The 16,726-nt window shown below is 35.9% G+C and carries 23 protein-coding genes; 10 read left to right on the plus strand and 13 right to left on the minus strand.

Annotated features, from left to right (window positions below):
• Together ACW8TM_RS11675 and ACW8TM_RS11680 are read left to right on the plus strand one after the other, a co-directional pair.
• A partial coding sequence (locus tag ACW8TM_RS11675) for a threonine synthase (protein ID WP_491533477.1) occupies positions 1 to 922 on the plus strand: 922 nt, incomplete at its 5' end.
• Between the two features lie 67 nt (positions 923 to 989).
• Positions 990 to 2,348 (plus strand): ATP-binding protein, encoded by a 1,359-nt coding sequence (locus tag ACW8TM_RS11680; protein WP_491533478.1) that lies wholly within the window; start codon positions 990 to 992, stop codon positions 2,346 to 2,348.
• Here the strand turns inward: ACW8TM_RS11680 and ACW8TM_RS11685 are convergent.
• On the minus strand, positions 2,345 to 3,055 hold the full coding sequence (locus ACW8TM_RS11685; protein WP_491533479.1) for a maleate cis-trans isomerase family protein: 711 nt from the start codon (positions 3,053 to 3,055) through the stop codon (positions 2,345 to 2,347). The genes ACW8TM_RS11680 and ACW8TM_RS11685 overlap by 4 nt on opposite strands.
• 54 nt (positions 3,056 to 3,109) lie before the next feature.
• On the opposite strand from ACW8TM_RS11685, the gene ACW8TM_RS11690 reads away from it, so the two are divergent.
• The gene (locus ACW8TM_RS11690) at positions 3,110 to 3,754 is read left to right on the plus strand and encodes a DUF1847 domain-containing protein (protein WP_491533480.1); all 645 of its coding nucleotides are present in this window, start codon (positions 3,110 to 3,112) and stop codon (positions 3,752 to 3,754) included.
• 3 nt (positions 3,755 to 3,757) lie between these two features.
• Here ACW8TM_RS11690 and ACW8TM_RS11695 read toward each other — a convergent pair whose 3' ends face one another.
• The 3 genes from ACW8TM_RS11695 to ACW8TM_RS11705 all read right to left on the minus strand — a co-directional run bounded on the left by ACW8TM_RS11695 (position 3,758) and on the right by ACW8TM_RS11705 (position 5,982).
• Entirely contained in the window at positions 3,758 to 4,108 is a 351-nt protein-coding gene (locus tag ACW8TM_RS11695; protein WP_491533481.1) for a hypothetical protein, read from the minus strand.
• A 105-nt stretch (positions 4,109 to 4,213) separates the two neighbouring features.
• Positions 4,214 to 5,140: an ATP-binding cassette domain-containing protein gene (locus ACW8TM_RS11700; RefSeq protein ID WP_491533482.1), complete on the minus strand. Its 927-nt coding sequence runs from the start codon at positions 5,138 to 5,140 to the stop codon at positions 4,214 to 4,216.
• 8 nt (positions 5,141 to 5,148) lie between these two features.
• Positions 5,149 to 5,982: a hypothetical protein gene (locus ACW8TM_RS11705; protein ID WP_491533483.1), complete on the minus strand. Its 834-nt coding sequence runs from the start codon at positions 5,980 to 5,982 to the stop codon at positions 5,149 to 5,151.
• An 82-nt stretch (positions 5,983 to 6,064) separates the two neighbouring features.
• Here ACW8TM_RS11705 and ACW8TM_RS11710 point away from each other — a divergent pair, with 82 nt between their 5' ends.
• On the plus strand, positions 6,065 to 6,979 hold the full coding sequence (locus tag ACW8TM_RS11710) for an SPFH domain-containing protein (protein WP_491533499.1): 915 nt from the start codon (positions 6,065 to 6,067) through the stop codon (positions 6,977 to 6,979).
• Between the two features lie 5 nt (positions 6,980 to 6,984).
• Positions 6,985 to 7,182, plus strand: coding sequence for a hypothetical protein (locus ACW8TM_RS11715; RefSeq protein WP_491533484.1), 198 nt, complete (start codon positions 6,985 to 6,987; stop codon positions 7,180 to 7,182).
• Here ACW8TM_RS11715 and ACW8TM_RS11720 read toward each other — a convergent pair whose 3' ends face one another.
• A complete protein-coding gene (locus ACW8TM_RS11720; protein WP_491533485.1) occupies positions 7,183 to 7,959 on the minus strand; it encodes an HD domain-containing protein in 777 nt (258 codons plus the stop codon).
• 126 nt (positions 7,960 to 8,085) lie between these two features.
• Between ACW8TM_RS11720 and ACW8TM_RS11725 the strand changes: the two genes are divergently transcribed.
• The gene (locus ACW8TM_RS11725) at positions 8,086 to 8,577 is read left to right on the plus strand and encodes an HIT family protein (RefSeq protein WP_491533486.1); all 492 of its coding nucleotides are present in this window, start codon (positions 8,086 to 8,088) and stop codon (positions 8,575 to 8,577) included.
• Between the two features lies 1 nt (position 8,578).
• Here the strand turns inward: ACW8TM_RS11725 and ACW8TM_RS11730 are convergent, their stop codons facing one another.
• From ACW8TM_RS11730 to ACW8TM_RS11740, 3 genes are all read right to left on the minus strand, one after another.
• A complete protein-coding gene (locus ACW8TM_RS11730; protein WP_491533487.1) occupies positions 8,579 to 9,064 on the minus strand; it encodes an adenosine-specific kinase in 486 nt (161 codons plus the stop codon).
• A gap of 156 nt (positions 9,065 to 9,220) precedes the next feature.
• On the minus strand, positions 9,221 to 9,661 hold the full coding sequence (trxA, locus tag ACW8TM_RS11735; RefSeq protein WP_491533488.1) for a thioredoxin: 441 nt from the start codon (positions 9,659 to 9,661) through the stop codon (positions 9,221 to 9,223).
• Complete coding sequence (locus ACW8TM_RS11740) at positions 9,658 to 10,473, minus strand: sugar phosphate isomerase/epimerase family protein (RefSeq protein WP_491533489.1); 816 nt, start codon at positions 10,471 to 10,473, stop codon at positions 9,658 to 9,660. Before ACW8TM_RS11740 ends, trxA begins: the two co-directional genes overlap by 4 nt.
• Positions 10,474 to 10,589: 116 nt before the next feature.
• On the opposite strand from ACW8TM_RS11740, the gene ACW8TM_RS11745 reads away from it, so the two are divergent.
• Positions 10,590 to 11,969: an NAD(P)-dependent malic enzyme gene (locus ACW8TM_RS11745; protein WP_491533490.1), complete on the plus strand. Its 1,380-nt coding sequence runs from the start codon at positions 10,590 to 10,592 to the stop codon at positions 11,967 to 11,969.
• Positions 11,970 to 11,973: 4 nt separating this feature from the next.
• On the opposite strand, the gene npdG is transcribed toward ACW8TM_RS11745, so the two are convergent.
• Positions 11,974 to 12,660, minus strand: a complete 687-nt coding sequence (gene npdG / locus ACW8TM_RS11750; RefSeq protein WP_491533491.1) for an NADPH-dependent F420 reductase — start codon at positions 12,658 to 12,660, stop codon at positions 11,974 to 11,976.
• A 104-nt stretch (positions 12,661 to 12,764) separates the two neighbouring features.
• Here npdG and ACW8TM_RS11755 point away from each other — a divergent pair, with 104 nt between their 5' ends.
• Positions 12,765 to 13,097, plus strand: a complete 333-nt coding sequence (locus ACW8TM_RS11755; protein WP_491533492.1) for an arcadin 1 — start codon at positions 12,765 to 12,767, stop codon at positions 13,095 to 13,097.
• Positions 13,098 to 13,109: 12 nt separating this feature from the next.
• Positions 13,110 to 13,529 carry a DUF488 domain-containing protein gene (locus tag ACW8TM_RS11760; RefSeq protein ID WP_491533493.1) on the plus strand — a complete coding sequence of 140 codons (420 nt, stop codon included), beginning with the start codon at positions 13,110 to 13,112 and terminating at the stop codon, positions 13,527 to 13,529.
• A gap of 10 nt (positions 13,530 to 13,539) precedes the next feature.
• Here ACW8TM_RS11760 and ACW8TM_RS11765 read toward each other — a convergent pair whose 3' ends face one another.
• The gene (locus ACW8TM_RS11765; protein WP_491533494.1) at positions 13,540 to 13,938 is read right to left on the minus strand and encodes a DUF2153 family protein; all 399 of its coding nucleotides are present in this window, start codon (positions 13,936 to 13,938) and stop codon (positions 13,540 to 13,542) included.
• Between the two features lie 150 nt (positions 13,939 to 14,088).
• On the opposite strand from ACW8TM_RS11765, the gene ACW8TM_RS11770 reads away from it, so the two are divergent.
• Positions 14,089 to 14,553, plus strand: coding sequence for a methyltransferase domain-containing protein (locus ACW8TM_RS11770; RefSeq protein ID WP_491533495.1), 465 nt, complete (start codon positions 14,089 to 14,091; stop codon positions 14,551 to 14,553).
• 8 nt (positions 14,554 to 14,561) lie between these two features.
• Here the strand turns inward: ACW8TM_RS11770 and ACW8TM_RS11775 are convergent, their stop codons facing one another.
• The 3 genes from ACW8TM_RS11775 to ACW8TM_RS11785 form a co-directional block, all read right to left on the minus strand.
• Complete coding sequence (locus tag ACW8TM_RS11775) at positions 14,562 to 14,993, minus strand: spermatogenesis-associated protein 2 (protein WP_491533496.1); 432 nt, start codon at positions 14,991 to 14,993, stop codon at positions 14,562 to 14,564.
• A gap of 2 nt (positions 14,994 to 14,995) precedes the next feature.
• Complete coding sequence (locus ACW8TM_RS11780) at positions 14,996 to 15,238, minus strand: TIGR00304 family membrane protein (protein ID WP_491533497.1); 243 nt, start codon at positions 15,236 to 15,238, stop codon at positions 14,996 to 14,998.
• Positions 15,239 to 15,348: 110 nt separating this feature from the next.
• A partial coding sequence (locus tag ACW8TM_RS11785; RefSeq protein WP_491533498.1) for an ABC transporter substrate-binding protein occupies positions 15,349 to 16,726 on the minus strand: 1,378 nt, incomplete at its 5' end.

Raw genomic sequence — 16,726 nt, forward strand, 5'->3', positions numbered from 1 at the left:
TGGTTTTAGGAGTGTTTTTGTTAAGGATGATGGTAGGCTTCCAACTGCCACCTTTAAGGCTAGGGGTATGAGTGTTGCTGTTTCCTGTTTAAGGGAGCTTGGAGTTAAGAGTGTTGTTATTCCGAGTGCTGGTAATGCTGCAGCTGCCTTGGCTGCTTATGGTGCTAGGGGTGGATTGGAAGTCCATGTATTCATGCCTAGGGATGCTCCAGTAAGCACTATTAAGGAATGTTATTATATGGGTGCTAAGATTCATTTGGTTGATGGACTGATTAGTGATGCTGCTAGGATGGTTGCCAAGGTTAAGGATAGGTATGGATGGTTTGATGTTTCAACGAATAAACAGCCCTATCGTTTTGAGGGTTATAAGTTGATGGCATATGAGATTGCTGAGCAGTTTGACTGGGATCCTCCAGATGCAATAATATTTCCAACTGGTGGTGGTGAGGGGGTTATTGGTTTATGGAAGGGTTTTAATGAGCTTGTTGAATTGGATTGGATTACCAGGAGTAATGTGCCTAGATTGATAGTTGTCCAGTCATCTGGATGTGCACCATTAGTTAAAGCTTTTATGGAGGGGGAGGGTGAAGTTGTTGAGTCATGGCCTAATGCTAATACTATTGCAGCTGGTCTTCGTGTTCCTAAACCTTATGCAAGTTATCTTATTTTGAGGGCTATTCGTGATACTAATGGTTATGCAGTTGCTGTTAGTGATAAAGAGATTATTAGTTCTATTAGGATTCTTGCTAAAAATGGCTTTTTTGTATGTCCTGAGGCTGCTGCTACTCATGCTTCACTACTATATCTTAGAGATGCTGGTGTTCTTGACCCTAATGATAGAATTCTGCTTTACTTGACTGGTAGTGGTTTGAAGTATCTTGACTTGCTTGAAATCGATTTAAGTGAAATTGTCAATGAATAGTATCCTTTAACTTTATTTGTTGGAAATTGTTATAAATTAGTTTGTTATAAATTGGTTTGTGATAAACATGTTTATAAATAGGATTAACGAGCTAAATATTCTTCTAGATGTATTGAATAGTAGTGGTGCAAAGCTTATATTAATTTATGGTAGAAGGAGGACTGGTAAGACTTCATTGATACTTAGGGTTTTAGGGCAATTTGATAGGGCTGTTTATCTTTATACTCCAATTGCTTCAAGTATTGAGCAGATTTTAGCTTCATATGGCTCTTCTTTGAGGGAGGCTGGCTTCTCTCCTCCTAGTACTTGGAGTGATTTTCTAAGTTTGCTTGGTGAACTTGGTTCTAATGGGTGGATTGTTGCTATTGATGAGTTTCAAAGACTTGATGAGGCATTCAAGCCTTCAATATCTCTTCTTCAGGATGCTTGGGATCGCTTTTTAAGTAGGACTGAGCTTAAATTAATTCTCTGTGGTTCAGCTGTAGGTGTTGTTGAGAGGCTTGCCCTATCTGGTTCTTCTCCACTTCTAGGTAGGTGTGACTGTATTTTGAAGGTTAAGCAGATGAATTATGTTGATGCAAGACTTTTCTATCCTGGAGATGAGGTGAATAGGTTTAGATGTTACTCTTATTTTGGCGGTACTCCAGCCTATGCATCCAGGTTTGATGTGTCTTTAGATTTATGGGATAATCTTGATCGACTTGTTTTGAGGAAGGTTGCTCCATTACTTGAGGAGCCTGAAAGGGTTTTAGTTGAGGAGACTAGGGCTAAGTGGACTTACTCTGAAATTTTAGCTCAGCTTGCAAGTGTTAAGGGTTTACCTTTAAGTAAGGTTAAGGCTAGGCGTGGGAGTCCTGTTGAGTATTTGAAGGTTCTTGAGCGTATGGATTTGATTAGACGTGTAATTCCTCCTACTGAGATTAATCCTGCTAGGCCTAGGAGATGCCTATATGTTATTTCTGACCGCTTCTTTAAGTTTTGGTTTAAGTATGTTTATCCAAATTTATGGATGATTGAGTCTGGTAGATCTATTATTAATCTGGTTAGGGAGGATGAATCTAAATTTATGTCTGAGGCGGCTGAGGAGATTATTGTTGATGTGATGCCAGTTGTTTTAGAGAAAATTAATTTTCCATCGGTTGATAGGTTTGGGCCTTGGTGGTATAGGGAGTTTGAAATTGATTTTGTCGGTGTGTCAAGGTTTGGTGTTGTAGTTTGTGAGGTTGAATGGGGTTTAGGGGATGATGAACTTGTTAGAAGTATTTGTAATAAAGCTGAATTATTTATGGATATTGAGAGGTGGAGGGGTGATGTTAGAAAGATTGTTGTTGCTAGGGATTTCACTGATAATGCCTATAGAGAGGCTGAAAAAAGTAATGTAATCTTGTTGAAGATTAATGAGATTGGAAGTTTTTTGGATGGTTAGATTTCTGATAGTAGCGTTCCATATCCATTAATTCTTTCTTTATAGTTTATTTTCTTTAATATGTTCCAGAAGGTTGCAGTGTTACTTGAGATTACTGGTTTGCCTATTTTTTCTTCTAGTTTTCCTATGACTTCTAATGTTTTTAAATTTGTACAGCTTATAAATATTCCATCTGCACTTTCAACATTTGCTTTTAGGGCTAATCTATATATAGTGTCTGGATTTACTTCTCCAATTTTAATGTTTTCCTTAATGTTTAGTCCAATAATTTTTAGTACTTTGATGCTGTTTGCTTCTAGGAATTGTTTCTCCTTTAAATTTAATTCTTTAATGTATGGTGTTACTAGTGAAATCTTCTTTAATTCTAATTCTCTTAATGCTCTTAAAACTGCATTTGCTGTTGCAATTACTGGAGTGTTAGTTAATTTTTCTAGTTTCACTTCGATCTGGGTTGCATGTTCTCTTCCTTTGATTAGGCTTCCTGTTGTACATCCATACGCTATTACATCTACTCTTGCATCTGCAAGTTTTAATGCTTCTCTTTCCGCTTCCTTTTCCATTTCTATTAGATTATTGATTGTTACTTCTCTTAGTTTCATTCTCGCTGAGTGGATGGTCATGTCATTTGTCTTCATTTTATTGAATTCTTCTTCCATTGTTGTATTTGAGGATGGAATTATTATTCCTAGTCTAATTTTCCTATTCATGTCTGATCCGATAAAATTTTAATTTCATTCTATTATAATTGGTTGGTGTCTATTTTGGGTGGAGTTGAGGCTGGAAAATGTGCTTTTTGCCGGGTTTTTGCTTGTTATAGTGGTGATTTTAGTAGGCTTCCAAGTTTTTGTCCGATGAGAAATTTGAGGGATGTTCTTGAGAAGGCTCGTGAAGAATTTTTATCAAATGAGGAGTCTAGGAGGTTGGGTGTGGTTGCATCTATTATTGAGGCTTCAGGTTATATGAGGTGGCCTAGACTTAGGGAGATTATTGAGTATGCTAGGAGACTTAATATTGATAGAATTGGTGTGGCTTTCTGTATTGGGTTGAGGACTGAAGCTAACTATGCTTGTCAAGCTTTTGAGAATGCTGGTTTCAAAGTTTTTTCTGTTTGCTGTAAGGTTGGAGGTATTAATAAGGGGGATGTTGGCTTACCTAGGGAGTATTGGCTTTCCTCTAGGGAGTTTGAGGCTATCTGTAACCCTATTGGTCAAGCAATGGTTTTAAATGCACTTGAAACTGATTTAAATGTGTTGATTGGCTTATGTGTTGGTCATGACTCATTATTTTATAGGTATTCTAGGGCTCCAGTAGTTACATTGGTGGCTAAGGATAGAGTTACTGGTCACAATCCTGTTGCAGTATTATATTCAAGATATTATCAGCGTATTTTTGGGATTAAGCCATGATTGCTATTCAATGTAGTCTAATTCTCTTATTCTTCTCAAAGTCTTTCCCTTTAATTTAAATTTTAAGTCTTCTTTTCTGGCTTCTTCCTCTATACTTTTAACTTTAATTCTCTCTTTTCTAAGCTCTAATGCACATGTCCCGTCTGGTAGTAGTGCTCTTTTCTCGCAGTATCCGTATGTGCATCCAGATCCTTGACATAGGTCTCCTGCCCATGAGCATAATGCAGCCAATCCTCTTCTAAAGGGTTTTTTTGGATTTCTCTTAGGATATTTCTGGAATTTTCTTCCTTTAATTATTAATGCTCTTTGGACGCATCGGAAAAATATACATGTAGGTTCACATTTTTTTGTCAAAATTAGTTCCCCCAGAAAATGGGTGTATAGTCACGTTTTCAAAGCCTTCCTTATATGATGTTTTCATTTCCAAATTTCATGTTTCTATACTTATATCTTTCGGGTTTACTCTTTACTTATTAGCCAGTAGTATACGTCTTCAGCATCGATTCCTGAGACTTGGAATGATGTGATTAGATGTTTAATTTTAAGTAGTTTTGATGTTAGGTCTAGTATTTCTTTTTCACTTGTGAGATAGAATCTGACTAAGCTTCCAATTTTCTGGTATGGATATCCCATTGCTTCAAGTATTGATGATGAGGGTATTCTTTGACACTTGACTTCTATGTCATATTTGTATGGATATGTGTCTAGTAGTTTCTCCACTGAGCCTACTGTTATCATGCTTCCATCTCTGCTTAGGAGTAGTATTTTTTCACAGAATTTGTCTAGTATTCTTAGTTCCTGGTCGACCATTATTAATGTTGTTTCTTCACATATTTCCTCTATTGCAGCTGAGAATATTTCTTTAATTTTTGGTTCTAGTGTTCCAAATATGTTGTCTAGTAGGAGTATTTTTGGTTTTTTAATTAGTCCTAAGGCTAACTTTAATACTGCTACTTGTGCATCTGATAGAATTTCTATTCTTTTATTAAATCTTTCTTCTGTAATTCCCACGCTTTCCAGTAATTCTCTTATATTCTCTACAATGTTATTTCCTGTTATTTTTGTAAAATATTTTATTGTTTCTTTTACTGTTAATTTCTTATTTAACTGGGTTTGAGGTGATATGTAGCTTGTTATTCTTCTTACTTGCTTTGCATTTTTCTTTACGCTTTCTCCATAGACTTCTACATCTCCTTCATCTGGCAGATAGATTCCTGCTATTACTTTTAGCAGTGTAGTTTTTCCTGATGGACTTGGACCCATAATTGCTAGATGTTCCTTTTCATTTAACTCGAAGTTTATGTTTCTTAGTGCTGTTATCTTTTTCTTCTTTCTTATACCTACTCCAAATCTTTTTGTTAGGTTGATTGCTTTCACGGCTTTCATTTTATCACCTAGTATTGTTCTATTGTCCCCCATTTTTGTGCTAGTTTAGTTATTTTTATCATTATTAAATATGTAATTAATAGGAAAATAATTGCTCCTAAAACCATTTTCATGATCCCCATTTCCAAGCTACTATATACTCCTCTTATTACTGGTCTTGTTCTTCCCAGTATTAATATATCTCTAAATATTTGTAGTCCTATTGTGAATGGTATTACTCCTAGAATTGGCCAGAGTTCCCTTGGGAGTACTTCTATTGGGAAGTAGAATCCAATTGCGAACATTAATGTTTCCATTATTGAAATGGTCATCATTCCTATTCTTTTAAAGAGCATTATGAATGCTGTTACGACTGCCGATAATCCTATTATGAATAGCCATGAACAGATGAAGCATAATGCTGCTAATGGTATTTGTTCTATTTTCAAGTTTAACGCACCAATAAAGTATAGTGTTGGGATTCCGAAGATGGATGCTAATAGAGTGTATTTTACTGTTGATGCTAATGCTCTGCCTGTTAGCATTACGGGTGTTGTAATGTTGCTTCCTAATAGTAGTGTTAGTGTTCCTCTATTTGCTTCTTCTTGTAAAACCTTTGTACAGTCATCGTATATTTTTGTCAGTATAGTCCACATATATGTTCCAACAAGTATGAATTTCTCGAAGGTGTATCCTGGTGGAAGTACTTCTCCTCTTGTTTCCATAAAGAATCCCATTATTCCAAAGCCGACAAAGTTCATTGCTATAATTATTGAGTCTAAAATGAATTGAAATTTATATTTAAAGTCAAGCCTCATATATCTTTCAGCTGTAGCTGTTATTGCTTTTATTGTTTCACTCACTCTCTTCCCCATAGCATTTCATTAATTGGACGTATAAAATTATTAGGGAGAAAATTAATGTTTTATTGGGGATTAGGACTTGATGATTTTTCAGCAATTATTTGCAATAGATATCTTTCAAATGATTTTTTGGCTAATAATTCTACTAGTGATAATTGCTTTCGTTGCTTCAGCAATTAGAATTGTACGAGAGTATGAGCGAGTAGTGATTTTTAGGCTTGGAAGATGTATTGGAGCTAAGGGACCTGGAGTAATTTTCCTACTACCCTTCGTAGATAGACCTGTCAAGATAGATTTAAGGGAACGCTATCTCGAAATTCCACATCAGACATGTATTACTAAGGATAATGCTCCAGTGGACATTGACTTTCTAATTTACTATAAAGTGCTTGATCCGCTGAAAAGCGTTCTTCAAGTACAAAACTTTGAGGGTGCAGCTGTAGGTATTGCTACAACTACCCTTAGAGCGGTTGTTGGTGATATATTACTTGATGATGTCCTTGCTAAGAGGGAGGAAATAAATAATATTTTGAGAGTTAAATTAGATGAAGTTACTGAGAGATGGGGTGTAAAGGTCACTACTGTCGAAATTAGAGAGATTACTCCTCCAAGGGACGTTCAGGAAGCCATGATCAAGCAGATGGCTGCTGAAAGAACTAAGCGTGCCATGATTTTAGAAGCTGAAGGTAAACGTGAGTCAGCTATTAGGGTAGCTGAGGGTGAACGTCAAGCAGCAATTTTGAAGGCTGAAGGTGAGCGTAAAGCAGCTATACTTAAAGCTCAAGGTTATGCTCAAGCATTAGAGACAATATATAAGGCAGCCAGTAAGGTTGACCCGAAGACTATGACTCTACAATACTTAGAAGCCCTAAAGGCTATTGGACAGAGTCCTGCGACGAAATTTATATTTCCAATGGAGTTTACTCAATTACTTGCACCAATTAGGGAATTTCTCGGAACTTCCACTGGAGGTTCCTCTGAGAAGGAGGGTGAATAGTAGAGTTGGATGAACTGATGGGAGCAGAGGAAGAAGAAAGGAAAGACAGTAGGCCTATAAATCACTGGTTACTAATATTTGGTGCAGGTTGGATTACCTTTCTATTATCAATAGTGGTGGGGGAAGCGTCGCAAATACTTTTTATGCTGGTGGGTGCTGCATTAATGTTTCTATCATTCTTTGCAATAGTTAAGAAATGGTAATTATCCTCTAAATATTTTTATTTCTTTATTATCCTCTATAGCTACCACTTCTATGTATTTCTTAATGGCTGATGTTTCAATTTTTCTTGCTAATACTTGTTCAATCTGAAAAATTCCTGCTGGATTATCCATGAAAACCTTTATTTTTACTGGTCTTTCATCTCCCTTTTCAATTTCGACTCTTCTAATTGCTAGTGCTGAGAGTGAGTGTATGTCTACTTTGCCTAAGTCATATGGAATTCTAGCTCTACCTTCAGCCATGTCTGTTCCATCTGCAACCTTAACTATTCCTGCCTCTAGACTTAGACACCATACTTTTTCGTCATGGGCATATATGCAGTGTAGAATTTCACATTTTACTTTTAATGCTCTTTCTCTTGATTTATATATGCTAAATAAAATTTCATCGAGAATACCATTTACTAGGTAGCATCCATGTAGATGGTGTCCTTCTCTATGAATTGCATTTCCTATGTCATGTAGATATGCACCGCATAAAACTATGACTTTTGCATCTTCATATTTTAATCCATGATCCTTTATCGCATTTGGTATTAATTCTTTAGATAGTATTTCTAGTATTTCAAGTGCACTTCCAGCAGTTATTCTTGAGTGAATTAATCCATGGTCATTATACTTTAGCCTTGTAACTGCCATTACATTAGCCATTTTTAAGAATGTCTGTATTCTTAAGTCTCCTTCAAGAATATGATATAATCTTTTTAGCTTTCTTTCCTTTAAATGTGAGAATATAAGGGTTGGTGACACTATTGCCATGTTTTCACCCTTATGATTTAAGTTTCAATATTTAATTGTTCGACTAGTTATTCTTTTAAGTATATTGCCTGTTAATTTTGATAGTTTTATTTAGTTGTTAAATTGAATTATTTTGGGGGTTGAATAGTGAAGCAGTTATGGGCTCCTTGGAGGGTTGAATATATTAGAAGAGCTTCTAAAGATGAAGTGGAATGTTTTTTGTGTGAATATCCTAAATTGGATAGGGATGAAGATTTCTACATTTTATTTAGAGGTGATCACTCCTTTATTATATTGAATGCTTTTCCATATAATAATGGTCATTTAATGATCGCACCTTATAGGCATGTCTTCTCTATTGAAGATTTGACTGATGATGAATTCTTTGAGATATTTAAATTGTTGAGGCTTAGTGTGAAGATTTTGAAGTTGACTTTTAATCCTGATGGCTTTAATATTGGACTGAATATTGGTAGAGCTGCTGGAGCTGGTGTAGAGCATTTACATTTTCATGTTGTTCCAAGATGGTTTGGAGATACTAATTTTATGCCTGTTTTAGCTGAGACTAAGGTTATATCCCAACATCTTAGAGAAACGTTTAGCTTGTTGAGGGATGCCTTGAAAAATTTTAAGATTTAGTTTATCCCCTCTTATAGCCTATTTTTCTTAGAAAGTCTATTCTCTCTTTAATTTTCTCTTCATCTTCAACTCCTCTACTTTTCATTCCATCTATCACACCCAATATGCCTCGACCTTGCTCTGTTTCTGCAACTATTACTTGAATTGGATTTCCAGATGCACAGATTATGTTCACTACTTCAGGTGTTGCTTTAATTCTATCTAGTACATTTATTGGATATGCATCTTTCATCACTATTACGAAGCAATGTCCAGCTGATAGTTTTAATGCGTTTTCCACAGCTATTTTTCTTAGTTCCTCATCGTTTCCATCATGTCTCACTAGACATGGACCTGAAGATTCACAGAATGCTATTCCAAATTTAACATTTGGAGTAGAGTTTACCATTGCTTCATATAAATCCTCCACAGTTTTTATGAAGTGTGCTTGACCTAATATTAAGTTACATCCTTCTGGAACTTTTAGGTCTACAACTGTTAGCTTCATGTTTTACCTCCATTATAATCCTTTAGATTTCTCTTTTATTTAATGATTTTTTCTTCTGTTGTTTCTTTAGAGGGTTCTTATAATTTTAGGTGGTTTTACCTTTACTTTTAATGTTTCTAATTCTTCACTTATTAACCTTGATATAGTTTCTTGTTATTAGAGATATTTTTTAACAGTTCTTTCCAATTGTCCTTCTCCTATTAGTCCTAACATTTTTTCAACTGGTTTGCCATTAACGAATATTATTGTTGTTGGTATTGCCATTATTTGATATTTTGAAGCTAGTCTTGGGTTTTCATCGACATTTACTCTCGCAAATATGGCTTCTCCACCTAGTTTTTCTGCTACTTTTTTGAATATTGGTTCATAAAATTTACATGGCATGCACCATTCTGCCCAAAAGTCTACCACCACTATTGGATTGTTTTTAAGTATTCTATCAAATTCATTTTCATTTAATTCTATAGGCATTTTCCTCACCTTCTCCTTAGCCTTTTCAATCTTCTTTCGGGACATTATCTCTCTAAGTATTTTGTTTATTAATTTTTCTACTTCTCTGTCTTCATTCATCTTTGACATTTCTATGAGAGATTTCATGCTTCTTCCCATATTTTTTTAACTTTTTCTCTGCTTATTATTAGGTAGTCTCTGTCCTTTGAGAAGACTTCTATTGTCATTGTATCGTCATAATTAACTTTTTTAAGTGCTCTGAAGATTTTTTTGAAGTCTATTTTTCCAGCTCCAATTGGTAGATGTAGATCCCATCCTGCCTTCATTGTTCCCCCTACATTGTCTGAGATATGTACGTGTCTCAGTAGTCCTCTACTTCCAAAGTGTTCTATGAATTCTATCGACCTATTTTTACATGTGTCTAGATTTGCATGGCCTATGTCTAGGTGGAAGTAGCTCATTGTTTTAGCAATTATTTCTTCATATTCTTCTAGGCTTAGAAGTCTTCCTCCATCTAGATTTTCAATGACTATGATCATTCCATACTCGCTGGCTTTATCTACTATTCTTTTTATTGACTCGATAGTCCAGTTTATAACCTTCCCTCTATACTTTTTCCTTTTGTATATTTTAGGGAATGCTGGTAGGGGATGAATTGTTGTTTTTGAGATCTCGATTTTTCCAAGAACCTCTATGATCTTGATTGCTTCTTTTAAAAAGGCTTTTCTAACGTTTTCATAGGGATGTCCGAGTTCTAGATACCAAGGTGTATGACCTACAACTTCTAGGTTATAAGTGGATAGAGTATCTAAAATTTCATTTCGTTTTTCAATTAAAATCTCAGGTGTTGCTTCCGGTTTCTCCAGGGTTAAGTCTATGTAGTCAAATTTATTTTCTCCAAAAAGTTTGATTTCGTCAATTAGATTGTTATATGGGTTATTCATTGCTCCATATCGCATTTTTTTCCCTCACATTTAATGTTATCTCTGTAGTAAACTTAGCCTTAAATCTTGCTACTTCCCATGAGTGGAAAAGCTTAAAGCTTTACATTTGAAAATATTTCAAGGTGAACGTAATGGTTAAGCGTGTGACTGTTGAAGAGCTCTTGGAAAAGGCTAAGAAGCCTGCAAAGCTTGCAATTCCATATCACAAGTTTTATGAAGGTAAAATGCAGGTAATGCCGCGATGCGCTATATCATCATTCTATGACTTTGCAATCTGGTATACTCCTGGTGTAGCAACTCCTTGTAGGGAGATTCAGAAGGACCCTGACTTATTATCCTTTGAATATACTAGTAGGTGGAACTATGTTGCGGTTGTTAGTGATGGAACCAGAGTTCTTGGACTAGGTGATATTGGCCCTGAAGCAGCAATGCCTGTTATGGAGGGAAAAGCTCTTTTATTTAAGTATCTTGGCGGTGTAGATGCTTTTCCACTCTGCGTTAGGACCAAGGATCCAGATGAGCTAATACGTTTTCTAGAATTGATTGAGCCAACATTTGGTGGAATTAATTTAGAAGACATTGCTAAGCCAAAATGCTTCTATATTCTAGAAACTGCAAGGGAGAAATTGAATATCCCTGTCTGGCATGATGATCAGCAGGGAACTGCAACTGTCGTTTTAGCTGGAGTTATTAATGCATTGAAACTTGTCGGAAAGAAGTTAAGTGAAATTAAGATTGCAATGATTGGTGCAGGGGCTGCAAATATTAAGTGTGCAGATGTACTTGAATTGGCTGGTGCAAAACCTGGAAATATAATTATGGTTGATAGAAAGGGTATTCTTCATCCAGGGAGAACTGATATTATAGAGAAAGAGAAGAATCCATGGAAGTGGAAGTGGGCCCAGAAGAGTAATGCTGAGGGTAAGATTGGAGGTATTGCTGAGGCATTGGAGGGGGCTGACCTATGCATTGCTATGTCGAAGCCTGGTCCAGGTGTAATTAAACCGGAATGGGTTGCAAGGATGGCTGATAATGCCATTGTATTTGCTTGTGCCAATCCTATTCCAGAGATATGGCCTTGGGAGGCTAAAGAGGCTGGTGCTAAGATTGTTGGAACTGGTCGATCCGATTTTCCAAATCAAGTTAACAACTCACTTGGTTTTCCAGCTATATTTAGGGGCGTGTTGGATGTTAGGGCTAGAACTGTAACTGACGAGATGTGTGTTGCAGCTGCATACGCCCTCGCTGAACATGCTGAAGAAAAGGGTATTCACGAGGATTACATTATTCCAACCATGGATGATTGGGAGGTTTATCCAAAGGAGGCTGTTGCATGTGCTTTAAAGTCTATCGAGCAGGGTGTTGCTAGAATTAAGCGTAGCAGGCAGGAGTTATGGGAGAGAGCTGTTAAAATAATTAGTGAAGCTAGGAAGTCGCTTGAAGTTTTGATGAAGGCTGGTTTGATACCTCCTCCACCGCCTGAAGAGGAAATTTTGACTGCTGGTCCTTAGCTTCTTATTTATTTTTTATCCCTGTTATGCGTATACCAGCTTTATGGCTTTTGTATCTAATATTTATTCCTATTAGCAGTGCTGTTAGATACTCTATTATTCTTGCATTTTCAATTTTTCCCCCGTCTATAGGCTTCATTCCAGGTATTAGTTTGACTAGGTTGAATGTGATCTTTTTTGCTTCTTCATCATCATAGCAGACGATTGTGTCACAATTTACTTCTGAATTGACGTCCTGCAATGCTTCTGCGCTTACTTCTTTAAATGCTGCTGCAACTTTTACATGTTTTGGAAGTAGTTCTCTAGCTAGCTCTGTTGCTGATCCTTGCCATACTCCTAGTACTCTTGTTGGTTTTCCACCTATATTTGATGCTAGTGGGACTGTTACGTCTATGAATATACATCCTTTTTTAAGATGGTCTCTAATTGACTTTATTATATTGATCATTCCGAAGAATGGAACTGTTAATACTACGATGTCTGCTTTAGATGCGGCTTCACTATTTTCATAACCCTCAACTCTTACTTTTTCTCCTAAAATATTTTTTAGCCTTGCTACTGCTGCTTGAGCCTTTTCCTTTCTTCTAGATCCAATTATAATGTGTTTTCCTGCTTTTGCCCATCTTAATGCTAATCCAAATCCTTGATCTCCAGTTCCTCCAATTATTGCTATAACCTTTTCCTCCTTCATATTGAACACCATTTTTAATTGCATTTTAGTCCTTTAAGGCTTTATTATTCTATTAAGTCTACATTTATATGTTTGAATCATAATCATAATTTGAGGTGTATAGATTGGAAATTAAGTTTAAAGCCATGGTTTCAAGTAAGAGTATGATTCGTGATCCTCAAGGTGGTAGAATGATTAAAATTGAGTTGATTGAGGAAAGAGAGCTTCCTCCACCTGTATTTTATTCTTCTAAGAATTCTGAGATTGCCAGGGAAGTTTTACCTGTAGTTCAACAGGTTTTGAGGGTTATGCCCTTTAGACCTCCTAATAGTCTCACCGTTCCACGAGTCACCATATGGTTAACTGAAGATGAATGGGATGCTCTTGACCCTAAGCCTGAAGTTGGTAGTGAAGTGACTATAGTTATTTCATCATCTAGAGTTGAAGTTAAAGTTTAGCTTGGTGAAGCCGTGAGGGAATTATTTTCAAATAGAAAGTTTAATGTTTATTCAGTTGGTTATTCTGGTAGGAGGATTTCTAGTTTAATTAATATTTTAAGAGATTATGGCGTTGAAGTTGTAGTTGATGTTAGACGTTTTCCTACTTCTAAAATAGATGAATATAAGCGTGAAAATATTCAGAGAATTTTAAGTGAAGCTGGTTTTAAGTATATTTGGCTTGGTGATAAGCTTGGTGGTTATAGGCGTGGTGGTTATTCTAATTACATGAACAGTAAGGATTTTCTTGAAGGCATTGAGAAATTAATTGAAATTATCAAGTCAAATGTAACTTGCATCTTGTGTCTTGAAAGGAAGCCCAAACATTGTCATAGGAGATTTATAGCTAAAGCCCTTGAGGAGAGAGGTTTCCCTGTTTTTCACATATTATAACTATAGAGTTTCATCTTGTATATGTCATTCTTCTCTCTTCTTCCTTCGGTGGTATTGGGGGGAGTACTTTCTTTTCAGCTATAACTTTCTTAAGATATTCTCTATATTCACTTGTATGTTTAATGTCGAAGTTTGTTAATTCAAACATTATCTTCCATAATTTTTCTTGAATTTCCTTTAGCATTTCATAGGGCATTAATCCTATAACTAATGGATTTTGAAGCCATCCATCAAAACCCTTAATTGTCCTCATAATCTGTGAGCATGCAGTTCTAGCTGCAATCATCAAGGTCAATCTGTCTGCCTTTTCAAGTTCCTTTAAACTAATTTTCGAGTATTCAAGAAATCTTTTTTGATCTTCAATCCATAGTTCTAATCTTTTAATCATATCTGGCTCTATCCTATACACAAATATTCCTCCTCTTTCAATACCGTCATACTCCTTAACAAATCTTCCGCTTTATGATGTAAATTATAATATTAGTGTATTTTTGTTTGAAGTGTTTGAGCGTAAAGAAAATTAGTACGAGAAATATAGTTTGGTTTTGGAGGTAAAGTATTGCATTACGATGTCCCGTTTGTTTCAACTCCTGAACCTGTAGTAAGACGTATGCTAAAATTAGCTGATGTAAAACCGGGTGAAGTTGTATATGATTTAGGTGCTGGTGATGGCCGCATCCTAATTATTGCTGCCTTAGAATTTGGAGCTAAAGCTATTGGGGTGGAAATTAGACCCCAGTTAATTTATGAAATTGAAAAGAAAATTAAAATGTATAATTTGGAGAATAAAGTTAAAATTATTCATGGTAACTTTTTTGATGTTGATATTAGTGAAGCTGATGTTGTCACTTTATATTTACTCACTAGTGTTAATGAGAAGCTTAAACCTAAATTAAAAAGGGAGCTTAAATCTGGTGCTAGAATTGTTTCTCACGACTTTGAAATTCCTGGGTGGCAGCCTTTGAGAGTGGAAGTTTTGCCTGATGTGTGGACAACTCACAAAATATATCTTTATAAGGTTTAAAGACATTTTCAATACTCGGCAATATAGAGCTTTCTAGTAGTGAAGTATGTTAATATTATCAATATTATCATGAGCACTGCTGCTATTATAATTGTAGTGGTGGCTTCTGGACCAAAGCCAAATATTAATGGTATTGGAATAAATGGAAATATTATTATACCGCCAGAGATTTTTCCTCCTAAAAGTGATGCTATCATGATTAATGTGATTCCAATAAACATTACAATAAATCCAATGATCAATATTTTCATTAAATAATCTAAACCTGCGGACATAATTACCGTCTTGTCAACTTTAGTGATACCTCTTTGCATTTTATCTGTGCATTCTATGCATAGCCATAGAGATGGATTAAAACATAATTCACAAATTTCCCTACCGCATTCTTGGCATACATACTTGGCATCACGTTTATTGCATATTTCGCATTTTCTAATCATTATTACCACCCTACCATTAAAAGTGTCGCAATTACTATTAAGACGATAATTGATATTATAGTTAGAATTAAAACTATTCTTGGACCTGTCCCCCAAACTATTGGGAATGGTCCAATTAAAACTACTCCACCACCTTTAACTTCACCTTTACTTTGTTTTAGAGCATAGATGAGTGTACCTATGAATATTATCATGAAACCTATAAATATAAGTATAAAGCCTATAGACGTCAAATCTATAGTCATCACTCTCACCTTCATCCTAGAATATTTCTAACTTAATTATTAATTCTACGCCGTCCCTAATTGTGGCTGTCTCTGCTGTTTTATTTTAGAGAATAAAAAAATAATTAGGCTTAGGTTTTCTTTCTCATCATGGTTGCCCATGCAACAGCGGCCAATGCTATTAGAATTCCTATTCCTCCAATTACATATCCGCCATATAATTCCCAGAATGATGGTGGAGGTGGTGTTGGTGGTGGTGGAAGTTCAACACTAAATGTTGCAGTTGCCTCTTCTCCTAGTGCTTTTGCTTTAACTGTATATGTACCTAGTGGTACTCCTTCAACTAATGTGTATGTTATTTTGAATTCTCCTTTTTCATCTGTTGTTACAACTTGTTCGAGAAATACTCTGTTTAATGGATCATAAACTGTGATTGTTACATTTTCACCTGCTATTGGCTCCATTTTTTCAGTAGTTAACCTTCCATTTATCACTAGTGTTTCTCCTGGATTGAAGGTTGGTTTAGATGATGCTACTGTAAGTCCCGGTTTAAATTCCAATGGTATCTCTCTTATTCCATCACCATCTATGTCTATGAAACCTGCTTCGTCAAGTATTTTTGCTGCTAATTCTGGGTTATGTTCTGGTGTTGTAGCATTTGCATTCCACCAGTACTCGTATGTTGGTGCACAGAACCAATCGGCTGGTCTAGCCCATCCCATCAATAGTTCATTTACTATTTTTTCTTTGTCAATTATCATGGCGATGGCTTTTCTCACTGCTTTTTCGCTTAATGGGTATATCTTTAAATTAAATCCTAGATAGTAGAAGGATGGTGAGGGTGTGGAGTATAACTTTAGATTTGGATCTCTGGCTACATCACTTATTGCTGCGGGAGGCACATACCAAGTCATATAGTGTATTTCACCTTTCTTTAAGGCTAGTAGCATTGCAGATGGATTAGTTATTATTGGGAATATTATTCTGTCGACCTTTGGGCATCCTGCTTTCCAGTAATTTGGATTCTTTTCTAATTCGACGTATTCGCCAGGTATTCTTCGAACCCATTTGAATGGTCCTGTACCTATCATTGGTGGATTAGTTGTATTCCATGGAATGTTCTCCCATAAATGTTTTGGAACCATTGGTAGATCTGCCATTTTCCTTAGGAACCATACGTATACTTCCTTTAGATATATTCGAACTGTATAGGTGTCAACTACTTCAACTTTCTCTATGGGTGCAACGCTACCATACCACCATGGTGCCCTATTCTCTTGAATGTACTCGATTGTGAATTTAACGTCCTCAGCTGTGAATGGTTTTCCATCATGCCATGTTACATTATCTACTAATTCAAGCGTCCATACGAGTCCATCATCAGAGACAGTGTAGCTTTTACAGAGCCATGGTATTGGCTCATACCTTTCATCAAATATGAATAGTCTTTCGAATATTAAGTCTAGTGGATATGCGTCCCATGTAGTACCACCGAAGTCTACTATGCTT

This window comes from Candidatus Culexmicrobium sp., from assembly GCF_058356305.1.

What these genes read in the sequence shown, in the direction of transcription:
- ACW8TM_RS11680 (WP_491533478.1), top strand. Translation starts at nt 990, where the DNA reads ATGTTTATAAATAGGATTAACGAGCTAAATATTCTTCTAGATGTATTG.
- ACW8TM_RS11740 (WP_491533489.1), bottom strand. Translation starts at nt 10,473, where the DNA reads ATGCGATATGGAGCAATGAATAACCCATATAACAATCTAATTGACGAA.
- npdG (WP_491533491.1), bottom strand. Translation starts at nt 12,660, where the DNA reads ATGAAGGAGGAAAAGGTTATAGCAATAATTGGAGGAACTGGAGATCAA.
- trxA (WP_491533488.1), bottom strand. Translation starts at nt 9,661, where the DNA reads ATGAAATCTCTCATAGAAATGTCAAAGATGAATGAAGACAGAGAAGTA.
- ACW8TM_RS11780 (WP_491533497.1), bottom strand. Translation starts at nt 15,238, where the DNA reads ATGACTATAGATTTGACGTCTATAGGCTTTATACTTATATTTATAGGT.
- ACW8TM_RS11775 (WP_491533496.1), bottom strand. Translation starts at nt 14,993, where the DNA reads ATGATTAGAAAATGCGAAATATGCAATAAACGTGATGCCAAGTATGTA.
- ACW8TM_RS11700 (WP_491533482.1), bottom strand. Translation starts at nt 5,140, where the DNA reads ATGAAAGCCGTGAAAGCAATCAACCTAACAAAAAGATTTGGAGTAGGT.
- ACW8TM_RS11720 (WP_491533485.1), bottom strand. Translation starts at nt 7,959, where the DNA reads ATGGCAATAGTGTCACCAACCCTTATATTCTCACATTTAAAGGAAAGA.
- ACW8TM_RS11710 (WP_491533499.1), top strand. Translation starts at nt 6,065, where the DNA reads ATGATTTTTCAGCAATTATTTGCAATAGATATCTTTCAAATGATTTTT.
- ACW8TM_RS11685 (WP_491533479.1), bottom strand. Translation starts at nt 3,055, where the DNA reads ATGAATAGGAAAATTAGACTAGGAATAATAATTCCATCCTCAAATACA.
- ACW8TM_RS11730 (WP_491533487.1), bottom strand. Translation starts at nt 9,064, where the DNA reads ATGAAGCTAACAGTTGTAGACCTAAAAGTTCCAGAAGGATGTAACTTA.
- ACW8TM_RS11745 (WP_491533490.1), top strand. Translation starts at nt 10,590, where the DNA reads ATGGTTAAGCGTGTGACTGTTGAAGAGCTCTTGGAAAAGGCTAAGAAG.